Source organism: Zavarzinia marina, assembly GCF_021568905.1.
GTDB classification, from domain to species: Bacteria; Pseudomonadota; Alphaproteobacteria; order Zavarziniales; family Zavarziniaceae; genus Zavarzinia; species Zavarzinia marina.
In genome coordinates, this window is sequence record NZ_JAKGSB010000004.1 from 357,023 (window position 1) to 376,775 (window position 19,753).

21 protein-coding genes are annotated in these 19,753 nt (G+C 66.8%); 16 read left to right on the forward strand and 5 right to left on the reverse strand.

Annotated features, from left to right (window positions below; translation table 11 throughout):
• Nucleotides 1–253 precede the first annotated feature (253 nt).
• From flgF to flgH, 4 genes are read left to right on the forward strand one after another with little or no spacing between them, the layout of a single operon-like run.
• Nucleotides 254–991, forward strand: coding sequence for a flagellar basal-body rod protein FlgF (flgF, locus tag L2U69_RS13065; protein ID WP_236107549.1), 738 nt, complete (start codon nucleotides 254–256; stop codon nucleotides 989–991).
• 14 nt (nucleotides 992–1,005) lie between these two features.
• Nucleotides 1,006–1,791 (forward strand): flagellar basal-body rod protein FlgG, encoded by a 786-nt coding sequence (gene flgG, locus L2U69_RS13070; RefSeq protein ID WP_236107550.1) that lies wholly within the window; start codon nucleotides 1,006–1,008, stop codon nucleotides 1,789–1,791.
• A gap of 11 nt (nucleotides 1,792–1,802) precedes the next feature.
• The gene (gene flgA, locus L2U69_RS13075) at nucleotides 1,803–2,294 is read left to right on the forward strand and encodes a flagellar basal body P-ring formation chaperone FlgA (RefSeq protein WP_236107551.1); all 492 of its coding nucleotides are present in this window, start codon (nucleotides 1,803–1,805) and stop codon (nucleotides 2,292–2,294) included.
• 37 nt (nucleotides 2,295–2,331) lie between these two features.
• A complete protein-coding gene (flgH, locus tag L2U69_RS13080; RefSeq protein WP_236107552.1) occupies nucleotides 2,332–3,108 on the forward strand; it encodes a flagellar basal body L-ring protein FlgH in 777 nt (258 codons plus the stop codon).
• 68 nt (nucleotides 3,109–3,176) lie between these two features.
• Here the strand turns inward: flgH and L2U69_RS13085 are convergent, their stop codons facing one another.
• The 4 genes from L2U69_RS13085 to L2U69_RS13100 all read right to left on the reverse strand — a co-directional run bounded on the left by L2U69_RS13085 (nucleotide 3,177) and on the right by L2U69_RS13100 (nucleotide 5,857).
• Nucleotides 3,177–3,707 carry a hypothetical protein gene (locus L2U69_RS13085; protein WP_236107554.1) on the reverse strand — a complete coding sequence of 177 codons (531 nt, stop codon included), beginning with the start codon at nucleotides 3,705–3,707 and terminating at the stop codon, nucleotides 3,177–3,179.
• 196 nt (nucleotides 3,708–3,903) lie between these two features.
• Nucleotides 3,904–4,320 (reverse strand): RNA polymerase-binding protein DksA, encoded by a 417-nt coding sequence (gene dksA, locus L2U69_RS13090; RefSeq protein ID WP_236107662.1) that lies wholly within the window; start codon nucleotides 4,318–4,320, stop codon nucleotides 3,904–3,906.
• 132 nt (nucleotides 4,321–4,452) lie between these two features.
• Nucleotides 4,453–4,863 (reverse strand): flagellar assembly protein FliX, encoded by a 411-nt coding sequence (locus L2U69_RS13095; RefSeq protein ID WP_236107556.1) that lies wholly within the window; start codon nucleotides 4,861–4,863, stop codon nucleotides 4,453–4,455.
• Between the two features lie 67 nt (nucleotides 4,864–4,930).
• Nucleotides 4,931–5,857, reverse strand: a complete 927-nt coding sequence (locus tag L2U69_RS13100) for a helix-turn-helix domain-containing protein (RefSeq protein WP_236107663.1) — start codon at nucleotides 5,855–5,857, stop codon at nucleotides 4,931–4,933.
• 205 nt (nucleotides 5,858–6,062) lie between these two features.
• On the opposite strand from L2U69_RS13100, the gene L2U69_RS13105 reads away from it, so the two are divergent.
• From L2U69_RS13105 to L2U69_RS13115, 3 genes are read left to right on the forward strand one after another with little or no spacing between them, the layout of a single operon-like run.
• Nucleotides 6,063–8,270, forward strand: a complete 2,208-nt coding sequence (locus L2U69_RS13105; protein WP_236107557.1) for a TonB-dependent receptor — start codon at nucleotides 6,063–6,065, stop codon at nucleotides 8,268–8,270.
• 10 nt (nucleotides 8,271–8,280) lie between these two features.
• Nucleotides 8,281–8,652 (forward strand): hypothetical protein, encoded by a 372-nt coding sequence (locus L2U69_RS13110; protein ID WP_236107558.1) that lies wholly within the window; start codon nucleotides 8,281–8,283, stop codon nucleotides 8,650–8,652.
• Complete coding sequence (locus L2U69_RS13115) at nucleotides 8,649–9,872, forward strand: MFS transporter (protein WP_236107559.1); 1,224 nt, start codon at nucleotides 8,649–8,651, stop codon at nucleotides 9,870–9,872. Before L2U69_RS13110 ends, L2U69_RS13115 begins: the two co-directional genes overlap by 4 nt.
• A 100-nt stretch (nucleotides 9,873–9,972) precedes the next feature.
• Here L2U69_RS13115 and L2U69_RS13120 read toward each other — a convergent pair whose 3' ends face one another.
• Entirely contained in the window at nucleotides 9,973–10,599 is a 627-nt protein-coding gene (locus tag L2U69_RS13120) for a hypothetical protein (RefSeq protein ID WP_236107560.1), read from the reverse strand.
• 417 nt (nucleotides 10,600–11,016) lie between these two features.
• Here L2U69_RS13120 and L2U69_RS13125 point away from each other — a divergent pair, with 417 nt between their 5' ends.
• From L2U69_RS13125 to L2U69_RS13165, 9 genes are all read left to right on the forward strand, one after another.
• Nucleotides 11,017–12,147 carry a flagellar basal body P-ring protein FlgI gene (locus L2U69_RS13125; RefSeq protein WP_236107561.1) on the forward strand — a complete coding sequence of 377 codons (1,131 nt, stop codon included), beginning with the start codon at nucleotides 11,017–11,019 and terminating at the stop codon, nucleotides 12,145–12,147.
• Nucleotides 12,147–12,461 carry a rod-binding protein gene (locus L2U69_RS13130; protein WP_236107562.1) on the forward strand — a complete coding sequence of 105 codons (315 nt, stop codon included), beginning with the start codon at nucleotides 12,147–12,149 and terminating at the stop codon, nucleotides 12,459–12,461. The genes L2U69_RS13125 and L2U69_RS13130 overlap by 1 nt, the downstream gene beginning before the upstream one ends.
• A complete protein-coding gene (locus tag L2U69_RS13135; protein WP_236107563.1) occupies nucleotides 12,451–12,897 on the forward strand; it encodes a hypothetical protein in 447 nt (148 codons plus the stop codon). Before L2U69_RS13130 ends, L2U69_RS13135 begins: the two co-directional genes overlap by 11 nt.
• Nucleotides 12,898–13,102: 205 nt before the next feature.
• Nucleotides 13,103–13,981: a flagellin gene (locus L2U69_RS13140; RefSeq protein ID WP_236107564.1), complete on the forward strand. Its 879-nt coding sequence runs from the start codon at nucleotides 13,103–13,105 to the stop codon at nucleotides 13,979–13,981.
• Nucleotides 13,982–14,122: 141 nt separating this feature from the next.
• Nucleotides 14,123–14,533 (forward strand): flagellar biosynthesis repressor FlbT, encoded by a 411-nt coding sequence (locus tag L2U69_RS13145; protein ID WP_236107565.1) that lies wholly within the window; start codon nucleotides 14,123–14,125, stop codon nucleotides 14,531–14,533.
• A complete protein-coding gene (gene flaF, locus L2U69_RS13150) occupies nucleotides 14,502–14,933 on the forward strand; it encodes a flagellar biosynthesis regulator FlaF (RefSeq protein WP_236107566.1) in 432 nt (143 codons plus the stop codon). Before L2U69_RS13145 ends, flaF begins: the two co-directional genes overlap by 32 nt.
• A 3-nt stretch (nucleotides 14,934–14,936) precedes the next feature.
• On the forward strand, nucleotides 14,937–16,775 hold the full coding sequence (locus L2U69_RS13155) for a tetratricopeptide repeat protein (protein ID WP_236107567.1): 1,839 nt from the start codon (nucleotides 14,937–14,939) through the stop codon (nucleotides 16,773–16,775).
• Nucleotides 16,772–18,709, forward strand: coding sequence for a motility associated factor glycosyltransferase family protein (locus L2U69_RS13160; RefSeq protein WP_236107568.1), 1,938 nt, complete (start codon nucleotides 16,772–16,774; stop codon nucleotides 18,707–18,709). Before L2U69_RS13155 ends, L2U69_RS13160 begins: the two co-directional genes overlap by 4 nt.
• Nucleotides 18,706–19,746 carry a hypothetical protein gene (locus L2U69_RS13165; protein WP_236107569.1) on the forward strand — a complete coding sequence of 347 codons (1,041 nt, stop codon included), beginning with the start codon at nucleotides 18,706–18,708 and terminating at the stop codon, nucleotides 19,744–19,746. The genes L2U69_RS13160 and L2U69_RS13165 overlap by 4 nt, the downstream gene beginning before the upstream one ends.
• The last annotated feature ends 7 nt before the right edge of the window (nucleotides 19,747–19,753 follow it).

Genomic DNA, 19,753 nt, shown 5'->3' on the forward strand with positions numbered 1-19,753 from the left:
CTGCCCGGTTTCTGTGTTCGACAGGGCCTATTTACGGCGATCTTCGTTAACAAGCGGTTGTGATCCGGCGGTCCGCTGGGCAGCTTCTGCCGGGTCATCCGCGCCTCCCGGCAAGCTCCGGCGGCCCCTCCTTCCACAAAATCCCCAATAAAATCAATGCCATGCCATTTGGCACGGGCCATGCACTCCATTTCGGGCAAAGCCGTCGGCCGATGCGGAATCGCGGAAAGCCGAAGATGGAGATACGGAAAAGATGGAAAACGCGCTTTACGTCGGTCTGTCGCAGCAGATGGTGCTGGAACGCCAGATGGACATGGTCGCCAACAACATCGCGAACATGAACACCACGGCCTATCGCGCCCAGCGGCCCGTGTTCCAGGAATTCATGATGGATGCCGGCCCCGCCAATCCGGTCTCCTTCGTGCTCGACTACGGCATCGCGCGGGACAGCCGCGGCGGCGTCATGACCCCGACCGACAATCCCTTCGACCTGGCCCTGAACGGCGAGGGCTTCCTGTCGGTCGAGACGCCGGACGGTGTCCGCTATACCCGCAACGGCCATTTCACCCTGGATCCGGACGGCCGCGTCGTCACCCGCGAAGGCTATGCCCTGATGGACGACGGCGGCGGCGAGATCATCGTCGACGATCCGACCCTGGGCACCCCGGTGATCAGTGCCGACGGCACCGTCGCCCAGGGCGAGACCATCATCGGCCGCGTCGGCATGTTCACCTTCGAGAACGAGCAGGCGCTGCGCGCCGTGGGCGACAGCCTGTTCGAGGCCGGCGACGGCGCGACCGCCCAGCCGGCCGAGGCCGACACCCGCCTCGTCCAGGGCATGCTCGAATCCTCCAACGTTCAGCCGGTGGTCGAGATGACCCGGATGATCGAACTCCAGCGCCGTTACCAGACGACGCAGAACCTCATCACCAGCGAAGACGAGCTGCAGCGCACGGCGATCCAGCGCCTGGGCAAGGTCTCGCAGGGCTAAAGGGAGAGACGAAGATGCGCAGCCTTTCCATCGGCGCCACCGGCATGCTGGCCCAGCAGCTCAATGTCGAGGTGATCTCGAACAATCTGGCCAACATGTCGACGACCGGCTTCAAGCGCCAGCGCGCCGAATTCCAGGATCTCCTCTACGAGAACATCAAGCGCATGGGCACCTCGTCTTCCGACGCGGGCACGGTGATCCCCTCGGGCATCCAGCTCGGCACCGGCGTCAAGACCGGCTCGGTCTATCGGATCATGGGCCAGGGCAACATGACCATGACCGAGAACACCTATGATCTCGGCATCCAGGGCCGGGGTTATTTCCGGGTCGAGCTGCCGTCGGGCGACGAAGCCTTCACCCGTGCCGGCGCCTTCCAGCTCAACGGCGACGGCCAGCTCGTCACCCAGGACGGCTATACGATCCAGCCCGGCATCGTGATCCCGGAGAATGCGGTGTCGGTCTCGATCTCGGCGACGGGCGAGGTCGCGGTCACCCTGACCGGCCAGGTCGCGCCCCAGGTCGTCGGACAGCTCGACCTCGCCACCTTCGTCAATCCGGCGGGCCTGGAGGCGACGGGCGACAATCTCTTCCTCGAAACCCCCGCCTCGGGCGCGCCGACCATCGGCATCCCGGGCGACGCCGGCTTCGGCACCCTGCTGCAGGGCTATGTCGAGGTCTCCAACGTCAACCCGGTGCAGGAGATCACCAATCTGATCTCCGCCCAGCGGGCCTATGAACTCAATTCGAAGGTGATCACGGCATCGGACGACATGCTGCAGACGATCACCCAACTGCGCTGATGGAGGCCGTCATGATCCCCACCTTCGCCATCCGCCTCTTCGCCGGCCTGTCGCTCATCGCCCTCGCCTTCGGTCTCGCCACGCCGGTCCGGGCCGAGAACACCGCCACGATCCCCGTGCCGATCCGCGACATCGAGCGCGGCGACGTGATCGAATACGGCGACCTGATCGACAAGCCGGTCAGCGGCCATGTCGGGGGCAACGTCATGACCGACGCCGATGCGATCGTCGGCATGGAGGCGCGCAAGCCCCTGCGCGCCGGCAGCACCATCGCCTATTCCGAGGTGCGCGAGCCGGTGCTGGTGCCCAAGGGCAGTCTCGTCACCCTTCGCGTCTCCCTGCCCGGGATCGAGCTCACCACCATGGCCAAGTCCATGGAACAGGGCGCGCTCGGCGAAGTCATCCGCGTCATGAACATGTCCTCCATGCGCTCGGTCCAGGCCGTCGTCACCGGCTATGGCACCGCCGAGGTCCCGGTCGCGGCGCAACCGTCCATCCATTGATCCCGAACCCCCAGACGTCGCCAGAAAGGCCAACGCCATGTCCACCGAGAACCGCAAGCACCCCCCCCTTCGGCGCCTCGCCTTCGTGCTTCTGGCCGCGGCCAGCCTCGGCGCCTGCTCCGGCATGGCCGAGCGGCTCGACCGTATCGGCCGCGCCCCGGATCTGACGCCGATCCAGAATCCGACGGCGACGCCGGGCTATACCCCGGTCAGCCTGCCCATGCCGAACGACGCACCGAGCGCGCCCCTCACCTCGGCTAGCCTGTGGCAGCAGGGCTCGCGGGCCTTCTTCAAGGACAATCGCGCGGCCCGCGTCGGCGACATCCTGACCGTCGCCATCGACATCGACGAGGAAGCCGACCTGCAGAACAAGACCGATCGTTCTCGCGGCTCGAGCGAGAATCTCGGCCTCGGCGCCCTGTTCGGCCTCGAGACCAGCGTCGTCGGCCAGGCCCTGCCCGCCGGCTATTCGCCCTCGGGCGCCGTCGACCTGTCGTCCGACACGGTGACCAGCGGTTCCGGTTCGGTCGCGCGGTCGGAAGCCGTGAAGATGACCGTCGCCGCCGTCGTCACCCAGGTCCTGCCCAACGGCAATCTGGTGATCCAGGGCCGGCAGGAAGTGCGCGTGAACTATGAAGTGCGCGAGTTGCTGATCGCCGGCATCGTGCGCCCCTCGGACATCACCGCCAGCAATACGATCAAGCACACCCAGATCGCCGAGGCGCGCATCTCCTACGGCGGCCGGGGCCAGCTCACCGACGTCCAGCAGCCGCGCTACGGCCAGCAGGTGCTCGAAGCGATCATGCCCTTCTGATCGCACACGCCGCGAAGCCCGGACCGGGACGGCGACCGCCGTCCCGGTCCTTCGTGTCGCCGGCGGCTCTATTCGGCGAGGGTCTGGGCGGTCCGCAGCGGTTTGGCGCCGGCCCGGAATTCCGAGAGATCGTAGACCGAGAGCGCGGCCAGCTCGCCCGCGTAGAAGCAGAAGAAGCCGGCATCGACACAGATGTCCGCCACCAGTTCGTCGGCCGGCCGCGGACCGGCGGGAAGATCGACGACCAGACGGGCGGAAGCCGATGCGGCCGCCACGGTGCTGGCGAAGACATGGATACCCGCCTGCTCGCCCGTCGATTTCAGCGCGTCGAGGGCGGCCATGCGCGGTGCCTCGGGCGTGACCGGGGTTTCGACCCGATCGCCGAAGAGGCCCGGCGCCTGGCCGAGGCGGCGGCGCGGACCGGTTTCGACCACGGTATTGGGAGCCGTCTCGGCATGGAGAACGGCCGGCGGTGCCAGCGGCTTCAGGGTTTTCGGCGCGGCGACGTCGCGGACGCCGGCCGTTTCGAACTGCAGTTCGGAAAGTTCGGCGCAGGCCCCGAGGCCGGCGGCGGCGATCAAAAGAACGAATCTACGCATGGCGAAATGACGGCATGCCCTTGCGGCTCTGTCGGCCGCTATGCCGCCCTCCCTTGCTGTTGGGCGATTCCCCCCTTATGGCCACCGATTGGTGAAGATTTTCTGACCGGCATCAATTCCAACCTCCAGATGTCCCACGACGACGACGGGCCGGGAATCGCTTCCCGGCCCGTCGGTCGTCAGGATGCGACGCGGTTCAGTCGTCGCGATAGGTGCGCTCGCGCCGTTCGTGACGTTCCTGCGCCTCGATCGACAGGGTGGCGATCGGCCTTGCGTCCAGGCGGCGCAGGCTGATCGGGTCGCCCGTCTCTTCGCAATAGCCGTATTCGCCGTTCTCGATCCGGCGCAGCGCCGCGTCGATCTTGCCGATCAGCTTGCGCTGGCGATCGCGCGTGCGCAATTCGAGCGCCCGCTCCGACTCGGCCGAGGCACGATCCGCCAGATCGGGTTCGGCCACCGTATCCTCCTGGAGATGCATCAGGGTTTCCTGACTTTCTCGCAGGATATCTTCACGCCAAGCCACGAGTTTGCGCCGGAAATACTCACGCTGGCGCGGGTTCATGAACTCTTCGTCTTCGCTCGGATGATAATCCGGCGGCAACTCTGCTCCCATGCCATCCCTCATGCACGATGCTTCTGCCGCGAGGCGCGCGGAGTATAACAGCGAGCGATCCTTGATCAAGCCTCGCCTTTGGTCGGAAAGATCAGACATTACAGGGATTTAGCGCCGAGTTTGTCAGAATGGTCAAAAGCCGAGCTTGGCCAGTTCGACTTCGGCGCGCAATTCGATGTCCTGAAGGACAGCCGCGAGTCGCGGATCGCTGACGGTCTCCTGGCGGCCGCGCACCATGGCGAGCAGATCCTGGAGCCGCTCGCGCGGCACATGGCCGAACAGCAGGCCCATGCGCAATTCCTCGAGCCGGTCGAGAATGTCGTTGCCGCGCTTGGCGGCACGCTTGCGCTCGCCGTCGACATCGACCTCCTGAAGCGCGAAGAGCGCGGCGACACCGCCGACGGCGCCGGCGCCGGCGGGACCGCGCGCGGGCCCGTTCTCAGCCGGGCCGTCGAGCGAAAAGCCGCCCTCGCCGCCCCGCGCCTGCCGACGCGAACCGGGGGCGCCGGGGCCGTTGATCCTGCCGCTGCCGTCGATCTTCATGCGTTCGTCGTCACCCTGTAACAGCCTGCATGGTGCAGGCTGCAGGCTTAACAAGTCCTGAACGCGGTCAGGGTCTCGCGCGCAGCCGCGACGGCGCGACGCCGAAACGGCGCCGGAAGGTGCGATTGAAATAGGACAGGTCGCCGAAGCCGACGTCATAGGCGATGGCGCTGATCGGCCGGCCGTCGGCCCGGTCCAGCAGGCGGCGCGCGCGCTCCAGCCGGCGATCGAGGACATAGGCGGAAAAGGTCGTGCCCTCGGCCTCGAACAATTTCTGGACATAGCGCGGCGAGACGCCGTGGCGCGCCGCGATTTCACCGGCCGAAACGCCCTGGCGGCCGATGCGGTCCTCGACGTCGGCCTTGATCGCGGCGAGCCGCGCCGCCCGCCCGCCGTGCGCCGCCCGGGCCTCGGCCCGGAACATCAGGCCGACGAGATCCTGCATGTGGCCGACCGCGAGGCGCGCATGTTCCGGCGACGGCAGGGGCAGCATGCCGCGCAGCAGGGCACCGCCGTAATAGACGAGGAGTTGCAGCGCCGCGAGGTCGCTCGACACCGGGCGCATCAGCGCGGCATCGACATCGGGCAGCAGATAGCCGAGGGCGCGGCGCGACAGGCGCAGACAGTCGACCCGGCCGGCATCGGCGAAATCGCAGACCAGCGGCCGGGACAGGGAGACGAGCACGCCGTCCCCCGCCGCCACCCGCAACTCGCGCCCGTCCTGCGCCACGGTCATGGCGCCGTTCACCGGGCGCAACAACAGGATCCGGTCGCAGGCATCGCCCCTGCAATGGGCCGCCCTGAGGCAGGAGCGCGAGCGCGACAGGAAACAGGTGGCAAGGCCGATGCCGGGCAGGTCGAAGGCCAGCACCTCCGCCCGGAAGGGTTCGCCCGCGACCGGCTCGAAATCGAAGTGGCCGAGGGTGTCGCGCACGACTTCGGCGCAGCGTTCCAGGCGTTCCGCCTCCGGCAGGTCGTCGGTCAGGAAGCGCATGGGCACGACCGCGCCTCCCGCCGGCCCGGCCGAGCTCCGGAATTCCGCCAAACTGCCCATTGTCCCCGCCTGTTCCGACACGCCGCAAACGCCCGAGGAACAGTTCGCTTCAGTCCGTATTCCTGTTCCGTCCAGTCCAAGACACAGGAAGAAGAAAGCCACTATTCCTCCGGCACTGAATTATTGTCGGCGCGGAGGTCTCTTCATGTATTCTAGGTTTTTCCTATCACTCGTGGCGGCCAGCGTCGCGCCCTGCGCCATCGCCCTGGCCCAGCAGGGGTCGGGTGAGACGGTGATCCTGGACATGGTGACGGTCACCGCGACCCGCGCCGACCGCAGCCTGGCCGAAGTGCCGCAAACCCTGCAGGTGATCGACCGCGCGACGATCGAGCGCCAGTTGCGCCAGGCGAACAGCGCCGGCGCGCTTCTGTCCAAATTCGTGCCCGGCTATTCCGTCGGCAATCAGACGGTCTCCAGCGCCTCCGAAACCTTCCGCGGGCGGAACCTCCTCGTGATGATCGACGGTGTGCCCCTGAACACGCCGCTGCGTGACGTCTCGCGCATTCTCTCGCTCATCGACCTGAACACGGTCGAGCGGGTGGAACTGGTGGCGGGCGCCAGCAGCACATGGGGCAGCGGGGCGACCGGCGGCACGGTCAATTTCATCACCCGCGCGGCGGGCGAGGATAGCATCGGCGTCGACGTCTCGACCCGGCTGCGCGCCTTCACCCGCGATTTCGGCAATTCGCTGGCGCCCGAGGTCTCGGCCACGGTGCACGGCCGAAGCGACAGCATCGACTATTCGGCAACGGCGACCGGGCGTTTCGCCGACCGCACCTATGACGGCTGGGGGCGAGAGCTGGCATCCGACGCCATGCTGGGCCAGGGCGGCGGCGACCGCTATGCCGAAGGCAATCTCTCCGCCCGTCTCGGCCATGATTTCGACGCCGCGCGGCGGCTGGAACTGTCGGGCAGCTATTTCTATCTCGACCAGGATCCGGACGCCCTGACCGACTATTCGGGCGCCTTCGCCGCCCCCGATTTCGCCACGCCCTATCCGGGCGAGAGCCTGCGCGAGGACACCAAGTCCTTCTCCGCCCGCTTCACGGACGATGATTTCGTACTCGGCGGCTTGAACGTCACCGGTTTCTACAACGACGTGGAGAAGCGTTTCAGCTTCTCCACGCTCTCGATTCCCGCCAATTCGATCGTCTATTTCTCGGGCGACGTCACCGATCCCACCTCGCCCAGCAACCAGTCCGTGCTGTTTTCCGAGCGCCTCGGCGTGAATGTCACCATCGACAGCGATCTCGACAGTCTCCTGCCCGGCCTGTCCCTGACCTGGGGCACCGACGTCACCCATGACGAGACCTGGCAGGAACTGGTCAGCGGCGAGGATCTGTTCACCCCCCTCGACCAGATGTCCTATGCCGGTTTCGCCGATCTCCAGTTCCAGGTGCTGGACGGCCTGACCCTTCGGGGCGGGCTGCGCTACGAATATCTCGAGCTTTCGGTCGACGACTACATCCGCCCGGCCGCCTATTACGGTTTCTCGACCGCGCCGCTGTTCGGCTATGTCCTGCCGGCCCTGCCGGTCACCGGCGGCGACTTCGACTATGACGCCCTGACCTTCAACCTGGGGGCCGTCTATGCCTTCGACGCCGGCACCGAGGTCTATGCCGGCTTCAACCAGGGCTTCGGCCTGCCGGATGTCGGCGCCTTCACGCGCCGCGCCGGTGTCGGCTTCGCCTTCGCCTGCCCCGCCCCCAATACCAATTGCGCCCTGCCGCCGGGGACCAGCGTCTCCTATGCCGCGATCGGGCCCGAGGCGCAGATCGTCGACAATTACGAAATCGGCATCCGCAGCGCCGGCGCCGATTATCGCCTCTCCCTCGCGGGCTTCCTCAGCCGGTCCGACGAGGGCGTGAACTTCGATCCCGCCACCAACACCATCAGCCAGCAGAAGGAAGAGATCATCGGCATCGAGGCGACGGCTGAAGTCGACGTGACCGAAAGCCTGACCCTCGGCGCGGTCGCCGCCTGGCGCGAGGGCCGCTTCGATTCGGACGGCGACGGCAAGCTCGACCGCGAACTGCCGAACAACCGGATCGCCACGCCCTTCCACGGCACGCTCTGGGGCGAATACCGCTTCGAGGCCGGCACGGGGCTGCGCCTCGAAACCGAATTCATGACCGGACGCCACGCCTTCGACGGCACCGTGGATCACGAGACGGAATCGACCATGCTGCTGAACGTCGCCGTGGACCAGCCGCTGCTCGGTGGCGATCTTTCGCTCTCGGTGAACAATGTCTTCGACACGGCCTATGACAATCCGACGGCGACCGCGACGCGCAATCTGGCGGTGCCGGCCTGGGGCCGCACCGTCACGCTCGGCTATGCGCGGTCGTTCTGAGACACCGACCGTGATCAGCCTGGAGGCGGAGCCCGGCGGGCTCCTGGTGCTGCGCTTCGGCCCGCCTTACGGGCCAGATGACGAGGGCGGCTATCTGGCGGCGCTGGAGCGGATCTCGGCCCTGGCCGATCCCTTCGCCCTTATGGTCGTGCTCGGCGGCGGGCCCGGCCTGTCGCGCGACGGCGAGCGGGCCCAGGCGCTGTGGTTCAAGCGCAGCCGAAATCACATCGAGGCCTGCTGCCGGGCACTGGCCATGGTCCGGCCGCAGGTGACGCCGCGCATGTCGGAAGTCTTCGGCAAACTGTGGCGCATCCCCCTGACCACCACCGACGACGAGGGCGCGGCACGCCGCTTCCTAGCCCCCTTCCTGGCGACGTCATGACCGTGGCGGCGGCGGGCAGCGACCGGCGGGGACGCCTGCGTCTCTTCGCCATCCTGTGCGGGCTCTATCTCGCGCAGTCGATCCCGTCCTATCTGATCGTCGCGGCGATCCCGCCGATCATGCGCGAACAGGGTGTCAGCCGCAGCGACATCGGCATGATCAGCGCCCTGATGCTGCCCCTCGTCCTCAAATTCCTGTGGGCGCCCCAGGTCGACCGCTTCCGCCCGCTCGCGCGGCGCCATCGTTCCGGCTGGGTGCTGCTGACCCAGGGCGCGATCATCCTCTGCCTCGCGACGCTCAGCCTGATCGCCCCGACCGACGTCACCGCCTTCCTGATCATCGGCTTCGCGCTGGCGGTGCTGCTCTCGACCCAGGACATCGCGACGGACGGCTATGCCGCCAAATATCTCGATCCGCGCGACCGGCCGATCGGCAATGCCATCCAGGGCGGGGCGACGGCGATCGGCGTCGTGCTGGGCGGCACCCTCGGCCTCGTCGTCTATCATCACGCGGGCTGGACGACGATGATCGCGACCGTCGCCGCCCTCTCCCTGATCCCGCTGGCCGCCGCCTTCTTCATGCGCGAGGACGATCCCGCGTCGAGCGCCGGCACCGGTTCGCGCCCCTCGATCCGGCGCTTCCTGGCGCGGCCGGACACCCGGCTGATCCTGGCCATCGCCCTGATCTATCGGGCCAGCGAGGGGCTCGTGAAGGCGATGGAGGGGCCCTATCTGGTCGACAGCGGCGTCGCGCTCGACACCATCGGCTATCTCTCGGGCGGGGCGGCGGCGACCGCCGGGCTGCTCGGCTCCGCCGTCGCGGCCGTGCTCTCGCTCCGCCTCGGGGTCGGGCGGGTGCTGATCCTGCTCGGCCTGATGCGCAGCCTGTGCTTCCTGACCTTCACCATCCATGCCCTCGGCATCATCGAGGGCCTGCCCCTGCTGTTCGGCGCCGCCGCCTTCCAGACCCTGATCCGCTACATGGAGATCGTCGCCCTCTACAGCCTGTTCATGGCCGTCACCTCCAGCGATCAGCCGGGCACCGACTTCACCATCCTGGCCTGCGCCCAACTGGTGGTCTATCTGGCCGGCTCCTTCCTGTCGGGCATGATCGCGGACGGCTTCGGCTATGACGGCCTGTTCATGCTGGCGACCGGCCTCTCCATCCTCGCGACCCTGGCGGTCGGCCCCCTGATCGCCCGGACCAAATCGCCGGCCTGAGAGACTGGTTGCAGCCTGGGATCGCGCCTGATGGAAAGAAGAACCCGGCCGGGCCTACCTTACCGGGCCCTCAAGGACGATATGAAAATCGCCGCCGCCTCTATCTATATTCTTCATAGTACCCAGTGCAATAATACGGCTCTCGTATCATTGATTTATTTTTACTGTATTTTTCGTCGTATATCATTGCTATGAGAGTCACAACTCTGTCAAATTCATACGGATTTTCAAAAAAATGATATGGCGGCAATTGCATTGTCGACGCGAAGAAATTGTCATCATTTATTTTCCAGGCGATATTCAATAAATTTACATAGTCAAAAAAACGAACAAATTTACTAACATCCTTATAATCTATTTTATTACAATAAAATTCTGAAAATCGCTGCACATAAATAAAATACGCACTCCCCAATGAAATTCTTAGAAATTCGTCAAATTCATCTATATTTTTGGGGATTTTGAAACCTGTTTCAGACGCTTCATCCATTACCATTGGAATCTTGAAATTCCGCTTCCGAACGAAATTCTCATTATGATAAACCGAAAAAAAGGGTGCAGCCGTAACGACAACTTCGCGGATCTCCGCTTCGCCGTTCGCCGCCAAGCTCGGCGCCCTACACAATACAAGCCCAATGAATAAGCTCGATAGGGTGAGACAAGCTGCGCGGCCCCGGAACCGCTTTTCAAGCTTGCTTTTGCTACGGGGAAAAATTGTAGCGCCCATCTTTCTCCCCTATCCGCAAAAGATGACTAAATTTCCAAAGCAATAGATCTGATCCGAAGTCAGCCTCTTGGCCCAATAGTTGATCCTTTTGCGATCGGAATGGGACCGGCGTCGCAACGCCCCTGCCTCCACAGCATAATTGAACGCAGCGGTATATGCGCCGTCATAAATTTCGCCGCCACCGATCACCGAAAACCTCGCTTCGGATGATCGGGCGGCCGCAGTTTCCGGGTGCTGGCGGGGCCGCGACGGCAATTCGGCATCCGCGCTCCGCCCGGTCGAAATGGCCGATCTGACCGGCAAATTCTGCCCGGGACGGCTTGCCGCGCCGTCCAGCGCCGCGCCAACTATCTGAAAAACAATAGTTTTTCTTTGGCACGGGTTTCGCAACTGGTCTTGCGGGCGGAGAACCCGCCGATGACCGAGGTAGAAATCATGCTGAAGCCCCTTTGCGCCGCGCTCGCCCTCTGCGCCGTCCTCGTCACCCCGTTCTCGGGCGTGATGGCGGCGCAGTCGCGCATCAAGGACATCGCCGCCGTCCAGGGCGTGCGCGACAACATGCTGGTGGGTTACGGCCTGGTCGTCGGTCTCGACGGATCGGGCGATTCGCTGCGCAACGCGCCCTTCACCAAGCAGAGCCTGGAAGCGATGCTGGAGCGGCTCGGCGTCAATACCCGCGACAGCGACATGAAGACCAAGAATGTCGCCGCCGTCATGGTCACCGCCGAACTGCCGCCCTTCGGTCGCGCCGGCTCGCGCCTCGACGTCACCATTTCCACGCTCGGCGATGCCAAGAGCCTCGCCGGCGGCACGCTTCTGGTGACGCCGCTGCTGGGCGCCGACGGCGAAGTCTATGCCGTCGCGCAGGGCCAGGTCTCGATCAGCGGCTTCAAGGCCCAGGGCGCCGGCACCACGGTCACCAAGGGCGTGCCCACCTCCGGCCGGATCGCCAATGGCGCCGTCGTCGAAAAGGAGGTCGCCTATGCCTTCGGTTCCGAGCCGACGCTGCGCCTCGCGCTGCGCAATCCCGACTTCACCACCGCGCGCCGCGTCGCCCAGGCGGTGAACGGCCAGTTCAAGGGCGCCGCCCGCGCCCTCGATCCCTCGACGGTCGAGATCCTGATCCCGGCGCAATATCGCGGCGACATCGTCGCCTATATCACCCGCATCGAGCAGTTGATGGTGACGCCGGACCAGCGCGCCCGGATCGTCATCGACGAAGCCTCGGGCACCATCGTCATCGGCGCCGACGTCCGCGTCTCGACCGTGGCCATCGCCCAGGGCAACCTGACGGTGCGCATCACCGAAACGCCCCAGGTGTCCCAGCCGGCACCCTTCTCGGGCGGGCAGACCACCGTGGTGCCGCGCTCCGACGTCCAGGTCGACGAGGGCGGCGAGAAGCGCGTCGTCGTCATGGAGGCGGGGGTCAGCCTGCAGGATCTGGTCAACGGCCTGAACGGGCTGGGCCTCGGCCCGCGCGACATGATCCCGATCCTCGAGGCGATCAAGGCCGCCGGCGCGCTCCAGGCCGACATCGAGGTGATGTGATGACCGACGCCACCCAAGTCACCCAGGTCACCCGCTATGCCTGGCCCACGGACCGCCCCCTGCCCCAGGTCCCGCAGCGCCTTAAGGACTCGGCCGAGGATTTCGAGGCCATGGTGGTCAGTCAGATGCTCGTGCCCATGTTCGAAGGCATCAAGACCGACGGCCCCTTCGGCGGCGGTGCCGGCGAGGCCGCCTTCCGCACCTTCCTGATCGACGAATACGGCAAGGCCATCGCCGCCCGCGGCGGCATCGGCCTGTCCGACATGATGATCCGTTCCCTGCTCGTCACGGAGGAAGCCCCCCATGGCCAATGACCACCCGAAGGCCCTTTCGGCCGCCGACATCGAAACCCTCGCCGTGCTGTCCGACCGCCTGGCCGCCGCGATCGAGGCGGAATGCGCGGTCATGGCCGAACGCCGCCTCAACCGCCTGCAGCCCCTGATCGAGGCCAAGATCCAGGTGGTGAAGGCCTATGAGTCGCATCTGGCGCGGATGGGCGGCCCGGCCGTGGTCGCCGCCGACCCGGCGGCCCGCCCGCGCCTTCAGGCGCCGACGCGCCGCCTGCGCGAGGCGATGGCGCTCCACACCGTCCAGGTCGCCGCCGCCCGCACCGTGGCCGACCGCCTGGTGCGCAGCGTCGCCGACACGGTCGCCGCCAAGGCCCGGCCCGTGCTCGGCTACGGCCCGGGCGCCGCATTGCGCACCGCCAGCGCGGCCCCGGCCGCCATGGCCTTCCACGCCTCCGTCTAGGCAGGATTTGCCGGGTCAAACCTGCCTAGGCGGCAAAAATTGCCTATTTCATTCGGCAAAAATTGCCTAATTGCCGTCGGACCCAAGTCAGAATTGGGCGGAAAACCGCCAAAATGGGCACATCCGTGAAATTGGCACGGGGACTGCATAGAAAAGGGCGAGGCCCAGAAGGGCTTCGCGACATCGGACCAGAAGGACCAAGACCATGGCTGACATCAAGCTCACCTCGACCTCGCGCGCCAATCTGCTCACCCTGAATCAGACCACCGACCTCGCCAACCGGACCCAGAGCCGTCTGGCGACCGGCCTCAAGGTCGGCAGCGCGATCGACGACGCGACCGCCTATTTCGCCGCGAAGAGCCTGTCCGACCGCGCGTCGGACTTCACCGCCCGCAAGGACGAGATCGACCAGGGCATCTCCTCGCTGAAGACCGCGCTCGGCGCCACCGAGTCGGCCGACAAGATCCTGAAGCAGCTCAAGGGTGTCGCCATCTCGGCCAAGACCGCCGACGATGCCACCAAGGCCGACCTGGGCGCCCAGTTCGCCGATCTGGTCGACCAGCTGAACAGCCTGCTGGGCGATGCTTCCTATCAGGGCACCAACCTGATCAACAGCACCACGCAGAGCCTGACCGTTCGCTTCTCGGAAGTGACCACCGCCGAGCTCACCGTCGCCAGCCGCGACCTGCGCGCCGGCGCCATCCTGAGCACCGCGCTGAACGCTTCCGATGCCGGCTCGGTCGTCGCGGCCGCGCTGATCGGCGGCTCGTCGTTCACCGCCATCGCGACCTCGGAACTGGTCACCACGATCAACGACATCACCGACGCGATCGACGGTGCCATCTCGTCGGTCCGTGCCACGGCCTCGAACCTCGGTTCGAACGTGACCCTGCTGCAGACCCGTTCGGATTTCACCACCGACTACGTCAACGCCCTGACCGAAGGCTCGGACAAGCTGACCCTGGCCGACCTGAACGAGGAAGGCGCCAACCTGGTGGCCCTGCAGACCCGTCAGCAGCTCGCGCTTCGCGCCCTGTCCTTCGCCGGCCAGAGCGAGCAGAGCGTCCTGTCGCTCTTCTCGTAAGACGCGATCGACACCAGCTGACCGACAGCATCTGAACGAGGGGCGGCCCCGCCGGGGCCGCCCCTTTTCGTTTTGGCTTTACCTCGAATTAAGGAAACCGGGCACAATCTCGGGGCGTCAACCAGACTCGGAGAGATCCGCGTGCCCCTGAAGATCACGCTTGCGCCGGAAGAGAAGATCATCGTCAACGGCGCCGTCCTGGCCAATGCCGGCGGCCCCGCGACCCTGACCGTGCTCAATCAGGCCCATATCCTGCGGGGCAAGGACATCATGACCGAAGCCGAGGCCAATACCCCGGCGACCCGCGTCTATTACGTCCTGCAGTGCCTGTATCTGTTCCCCGACCGCGCCGCCGACTACCGCCGTGCCGCCGAAAGCTTCCTGGCCGACTATGCCGCCGCCGCCCCCAGCGGCGCCGCCATCGTCGCCACCATCAGCCGGCACCTCGCCGGCGACAACACCTATCAGGCCCTGCGCGGCGCCCGCAAACTGCTCGCGCATGAAAAGGAGGTCCTCTCCCATGTATCCGACACAGCGTCGTCCGGCCTATAGCAAGGCCCCGCCCCAGGGCGATCCCCGGCGCACCGAGGGCTGGGCGCTGACCGAGGCCGCGCGCCGCATGGCGGAAGCCCAGCGCGCGCCCGACGACAAGACCGCCTTTCTCGATGCCGTCCGCCGCAACTGGCGGCTCTGGACCATCTTCCAGGCCGGCATCACCTCGCCGGACTCCGAGCTGCCGACCGAATTGCGCGCCAATGTGCTGTCGCTGTCGAACTTCATCGACCGCCACACCGTCGGCGTCCTGGCCGACCCGCAGCCCGAGAAGCTGGACATCCTGATCCGCATCAACCGCGAAATCGCCGCCGGTCTCCTGGCCAATGCCCCCGGCGCCGAAACGGCGCCGACGGCTCCCGCGCCCTCGTCCTCGGGCGGGATCAATCATTCGGTGTGATCCGTGACCGCGTCTTCGTCCGCCTCGACCGCGCATGGCCCCGACATCACCATCGGCGACGCCGAAATGGCCCCCTTCCTGTGCGAGGCGGTCGCCCTCCTCGACGCGGGCGATAGCGACAGCCTGATCGCCAGGGCGGAAGCCCGATTGTCCGAAAGCCCGGGCGATGGCGCGGCCCTGACCGCGCTCGCCTATACCGCCTTCGCCACCGACCGGGTGGTGCTGGCGCTGGACGCGCTTCGCCAGGCGCTCGACGCGGCACCGCGCAGCGCCGTGGTCGCGGATTCCCTCGCCATTCTCTTCGCCCTCGCCGGCGAGGTGCCGGAGGCGACCTTCTATGCCAAGCTCGCGGTCGCCAACGGTCTCGACGAGACGACACCCGGCCTCCGCCCGGCGCATTGGCCCGCCCTCACCACGCTGTTCGCCGCGATCCGCGAGCATCCCTATCTGACCCGCGGCCTCGCCGCCCTCGCGGCGGGCGATCTTCAGAGCGCCCTCGTGCTGCTCGAAGCCCAGGCTGCTTTCAGTCCCAATCACGGCGAGACCCAGCGCGCGCTGGCCGATGCCCTGGTCGCCGCCGGCAGGCCGCGCCAGGCCGGCGACATTCTGGCCCGCTTCGCCGCCAACGGCGCCGCCGACGGCTGCGACATGGCGCGTCTCGCCCGCTGCCTCGCCGACTGCGGCGAGAGCGATGCCGCGCGCGGCGTGATCGGCGAGGCCGCGACCTATCGCGACGAGGACGCGGAGGCCGAGATCGCCGCCGCCGCCCTCTATCTGACGGCGCTGGCGCCCGAGCTGAAGGGCTTCACCCCACCCCATGTCGCGACCCGCGACGCCCTGGTCGGCACCGCGTCGGCCCCCCTGCCGGACCGCCCCCGCGTCGGCATTCTCGCGACCGCCCTCGCCGACGAGGCCGATCTCGAGACCGTCGCCGTTCTCGCCCAGGGACTGCGCGAATTGGGCGGGGAAACCGTGCTGTTCGGCGCCGGCGCCCTCGGCGCAGGCCACAACCGCGCCTTCCAGGGCCGTATCGGCCGCCACATCGACGCCGCGGAATTCGATCCCCTGACGCTGGCCCATACGATCGCGGGGGAGGATCTGGATCTCCTGCTCGATGCCGGCGGCGTCGCCGCGCCGCTGCATCTCGCGGCTCTCGCGCATCATCCGGCGCCACGCGTCGCCGGCTGGCTGAACCTGCCCTTTTCCGCGGGACTCGCCGGCATCGACCGGGCCCTGGGCGCGGCACCGCCCGCCAGCGGCATTCTCGCGCGCTTCGACGCGGCCCCCCGTCTCGCGCCTTTCGACGACGTGCCGCTGATCGGCGCCGACGTCCAGGCCGGCCAGTTGCACAACGACCTGCTGGCGACTTTCGCCGCCATGCTGCGCGCCGTGCCCGACGCCCGCCTGCTGCTGCGCGACCGCGAACTCAGCCACCCGGACATGGTCGGCAGCCTGATCGAGCGCTTCACCGCCCTCGGCATCGCCGACCGGATCGAGGTGGTCGACGCCGACGCCCCGACCTTCGCCGCCGGTCTCGATCTGATGGTCGCGCCCTTCGCCGCGATCAGCGGCCAGGACGTGATCACGGCCGCCGGCTTCGCCACCCCCGGCGTCGCGCTGAGGGGCCGGACGCCCTGGAACCGCCAGGGTGCAGATGCCCTCGCCGCCCTCGGCCTCGGCGACCGCGTCGGCGAAGCGCCGGCCGATCTTGCCGCCATCGCCGCCCGCCTGCTGGCGGACCGGGCGGCGGCGCGCGCCGCGACCGCCGCCGCGATCGAGCGCGCGCCGGCCTTCAAGCCCGCCGCCTTCGCCGCCGGCCTGCTGGACGCGCTCAGGCCATGACGGCGCGCGCCGAGACACTCGTCGAGCGCTTCCCGACGCTTGCCGCCGCCGTCGCCCGGCAGACCCGGGTGGTGCGTGACGGGGATGGTGCCGCGATCGACATCGACCTCGGCGAAGGCCGTCTCTACAACGGCGACGCCCGCGCGCTCGCGGCCGATCAGGTCGCGCGCTACAACGAAAAACCGTTGCGCTTCTTCACCGCCAATCTGGCGGGCACCAACATCGGCAGCGCCGTCTCCGCTCGGCTCTACGAGCGCATGATGGCGCAGATGGCGGAACTCGGCATCGAAACCCTGACCAACAAGCCCGAATACGAGGGCACATTCCTGGTCGTTCTCGGAATCGGCCTCGGCCATCATCTGAGGCCGCTGTTCGAGACCACGGCGGCCCGCACCGTCCTTCTGTGCGAGCCGATCGCCGAATTCATCGCCCATGCGCGGGACGAAGTCGACTGGGCCGGCCTCTTCGCCATCGCCGAGGCGCGCGGCATCGACGTCCGCTTCTGCGCCGCCGACACGCCCGCCGGCATCATCGAGGCGGTGAAGGTTCTGATCGGCCAGGTGGGCGAGCCCATGATCGACGGCGCCTATGTCTATCTGCACTATCCGTCCTGGGTCCTGACCGAGGCGCGCGACCGCCTGCAGCAGGTGGTCGACCAGATCTTCATCTCCAAGGGGTTCTACGAAGACGAACGCCTGATGATGACCAATGCGGTCGCCAACATGCAGCGCCATGCCTTCCGCCTGGTGGACGCCAAGCCGAAGCTGGCCCGGCGCGAGACCGCGATCGTCGTCGGCTCCGGCCCCTCGATCGACAAGTCGATGGCAGACCTGAAGCGTCTCGCGCCCCAGGGCGTCGTCTTCAGCGCCGGCACCAGCCTGCGCGTCTGCCTGCGGAACGGCATCCGTCCCGATTTCCACAGCGAACTCGAGAACGGCCCCCTGACCTTCGAGGTGCTGGAGAAACTGTCGAAGGAATTCGATCTTTCGGGCATCACCCTGATCGCCTCGCTGACCGTCGATCCGCGCGTCGCCACCCTGTTCGACAAGGTGCTGTTCTTCTTTCGCGACAGCGTCAGCTCGACCCGCATCCTGGCCCCGGAACGCCATGAGTTGCGCGGCGTGGCACCGACCTGCGTCAATACGGCGACGCGAATCGCGACCGCCCTCGGCTTCACCAATTTCGTGATGTTCGGCACCGACTGCGGCTCGAAACTGGGCGAGACCAAGCACGCCCGGGATTCGATCTACGGCACCGACGACAAGTTCAAGGCGGTCGACAGGCGCATCAGCTACAACCAGACCCTGCCGGGCAATTTCGGCGGCGCCGTCGCCTGCGACTGGATCCTGGCGCTCTGCAACCGCATGATCGGCGACGCCGCCACCGTGTTCAAACTGAACATGCTGAACACGTCGGACGGTGCCCGCATCCAGGGCGCCAAGCCCCGCCTTTCGGCCGCCATTCGCGCCCTGACGCCCGTGCCGGACCGCACCCGCCTCGCCGCCGACATCGACCGCATCACCGCCCCCTACGAGCCCGGAGAATTCCTGGCCGCCTGGCCGCGCGGCCTGCTGCTGGCCGAAGCCCGGATCTATTTCGACGATCTCCTCGCCCTGGTCGACCGGTCGGTCGCGGCGGGCGACGATCTGGTCGGCTTCTGGCGCCGCCTGTCGCCCTTCATGCGCGAGTCCGAGGGGCGCTATGCCGCGACCTACAGCATCGCCATCGGTTCCATCCGGTCGATGCCGAAGATCGGCATGTATTTCGCACACCGCGTGACCGACGAGGAAAAACGTGCCAAAATGGTGACGTTCTTTTTCTCGGCCTATCGTGAAACGGTGGTCTTCATGCGCGACGGCACGCTCGATCTCCTGTCCCGCCTCGAAGAGGGGCTGGAAGAGTCGCGCGCCCGCGCCGGCGGGAGGGAGGCATGAGCTTCTATCTCGGCATGTCCGCCGCCGCCCAGCGCCAGGCGGTCAGCGATGCGATGGATCGCACCTATCTCCTGATCAAGCAGGGGATGGAAGTGCAGAAGGCCAAGGAACTGGCCCGCGTCACCGCCAAATATTCATCCGAATCCAGGCTGCCGGAACTCCAGGCGCGGATGGACTCGCTCTCCGCCACGAAGTCGGCGGCGGACGACGCGGTCTCGACCATCAAGTCGGCGGCGGATACGGCGCAGAACGTGCTCGAAAAACTGAACGCCATGCATGCGGCGGCGGCCGAAGGCAATGCCGGCGCCTTCGACGCGGCGCTGACCCAGATCAACATCATGGTGGGCAGCCGGGACAGTGAATTCGAGAATCTGATCGGCAACGTGCTGCCGGGTCAGACCGGTGCCGGCACCCGTTTCGTCGACGCCGGCGCGACCCAGGTCATGGTCCAGCTCCGGTCCCTGGGCAGCCGTTTCCTGCTGACGGAACAAGGCACCGGCCAGCGGATCGACACCAATTTCTACGATCAGACCCTCGTCATCGACGGGCGGCAGATCGCGACCTCGGATCTTTCCCTGGTCTCGCGCGAAGACGACACGCTGACCTTCACCGACGGCACCGATACCTGGACCGCGGATCTCCAGCGCGGCGGCCTGTCCGTCTCGTCCGCCTGGACTTATGGCGGGCTGACCGGCGACGGCCAGACCCTGGCGATTTCGGACGTCGGCGATTCGATCAAGATCGTGACCAAGGCCCTGGCCAACCTGCAGGACGCCTCCCTGCAGGGCGACGTCGGCGTCACCGTCCTCAAGAACCGTCTCGAATCCCTGGGGGACGAGGCGCTGGCCCTGAACGATACGGAATCCGACGCGCTGGCGGCCGAGAAGAAGGCGATCCAGGTCCGCTACGACATGGCGCTCGGCAATCTCGCCTTCGCCGCCCAGGCCCAGCGCGAGGTGATCGGCGTGATGATCGCCGAAGACCCGGTGACCAATCAGAGCGTATTCGAGATCATGGGCAGCGCCTACGGGGGCTGATGCCCCC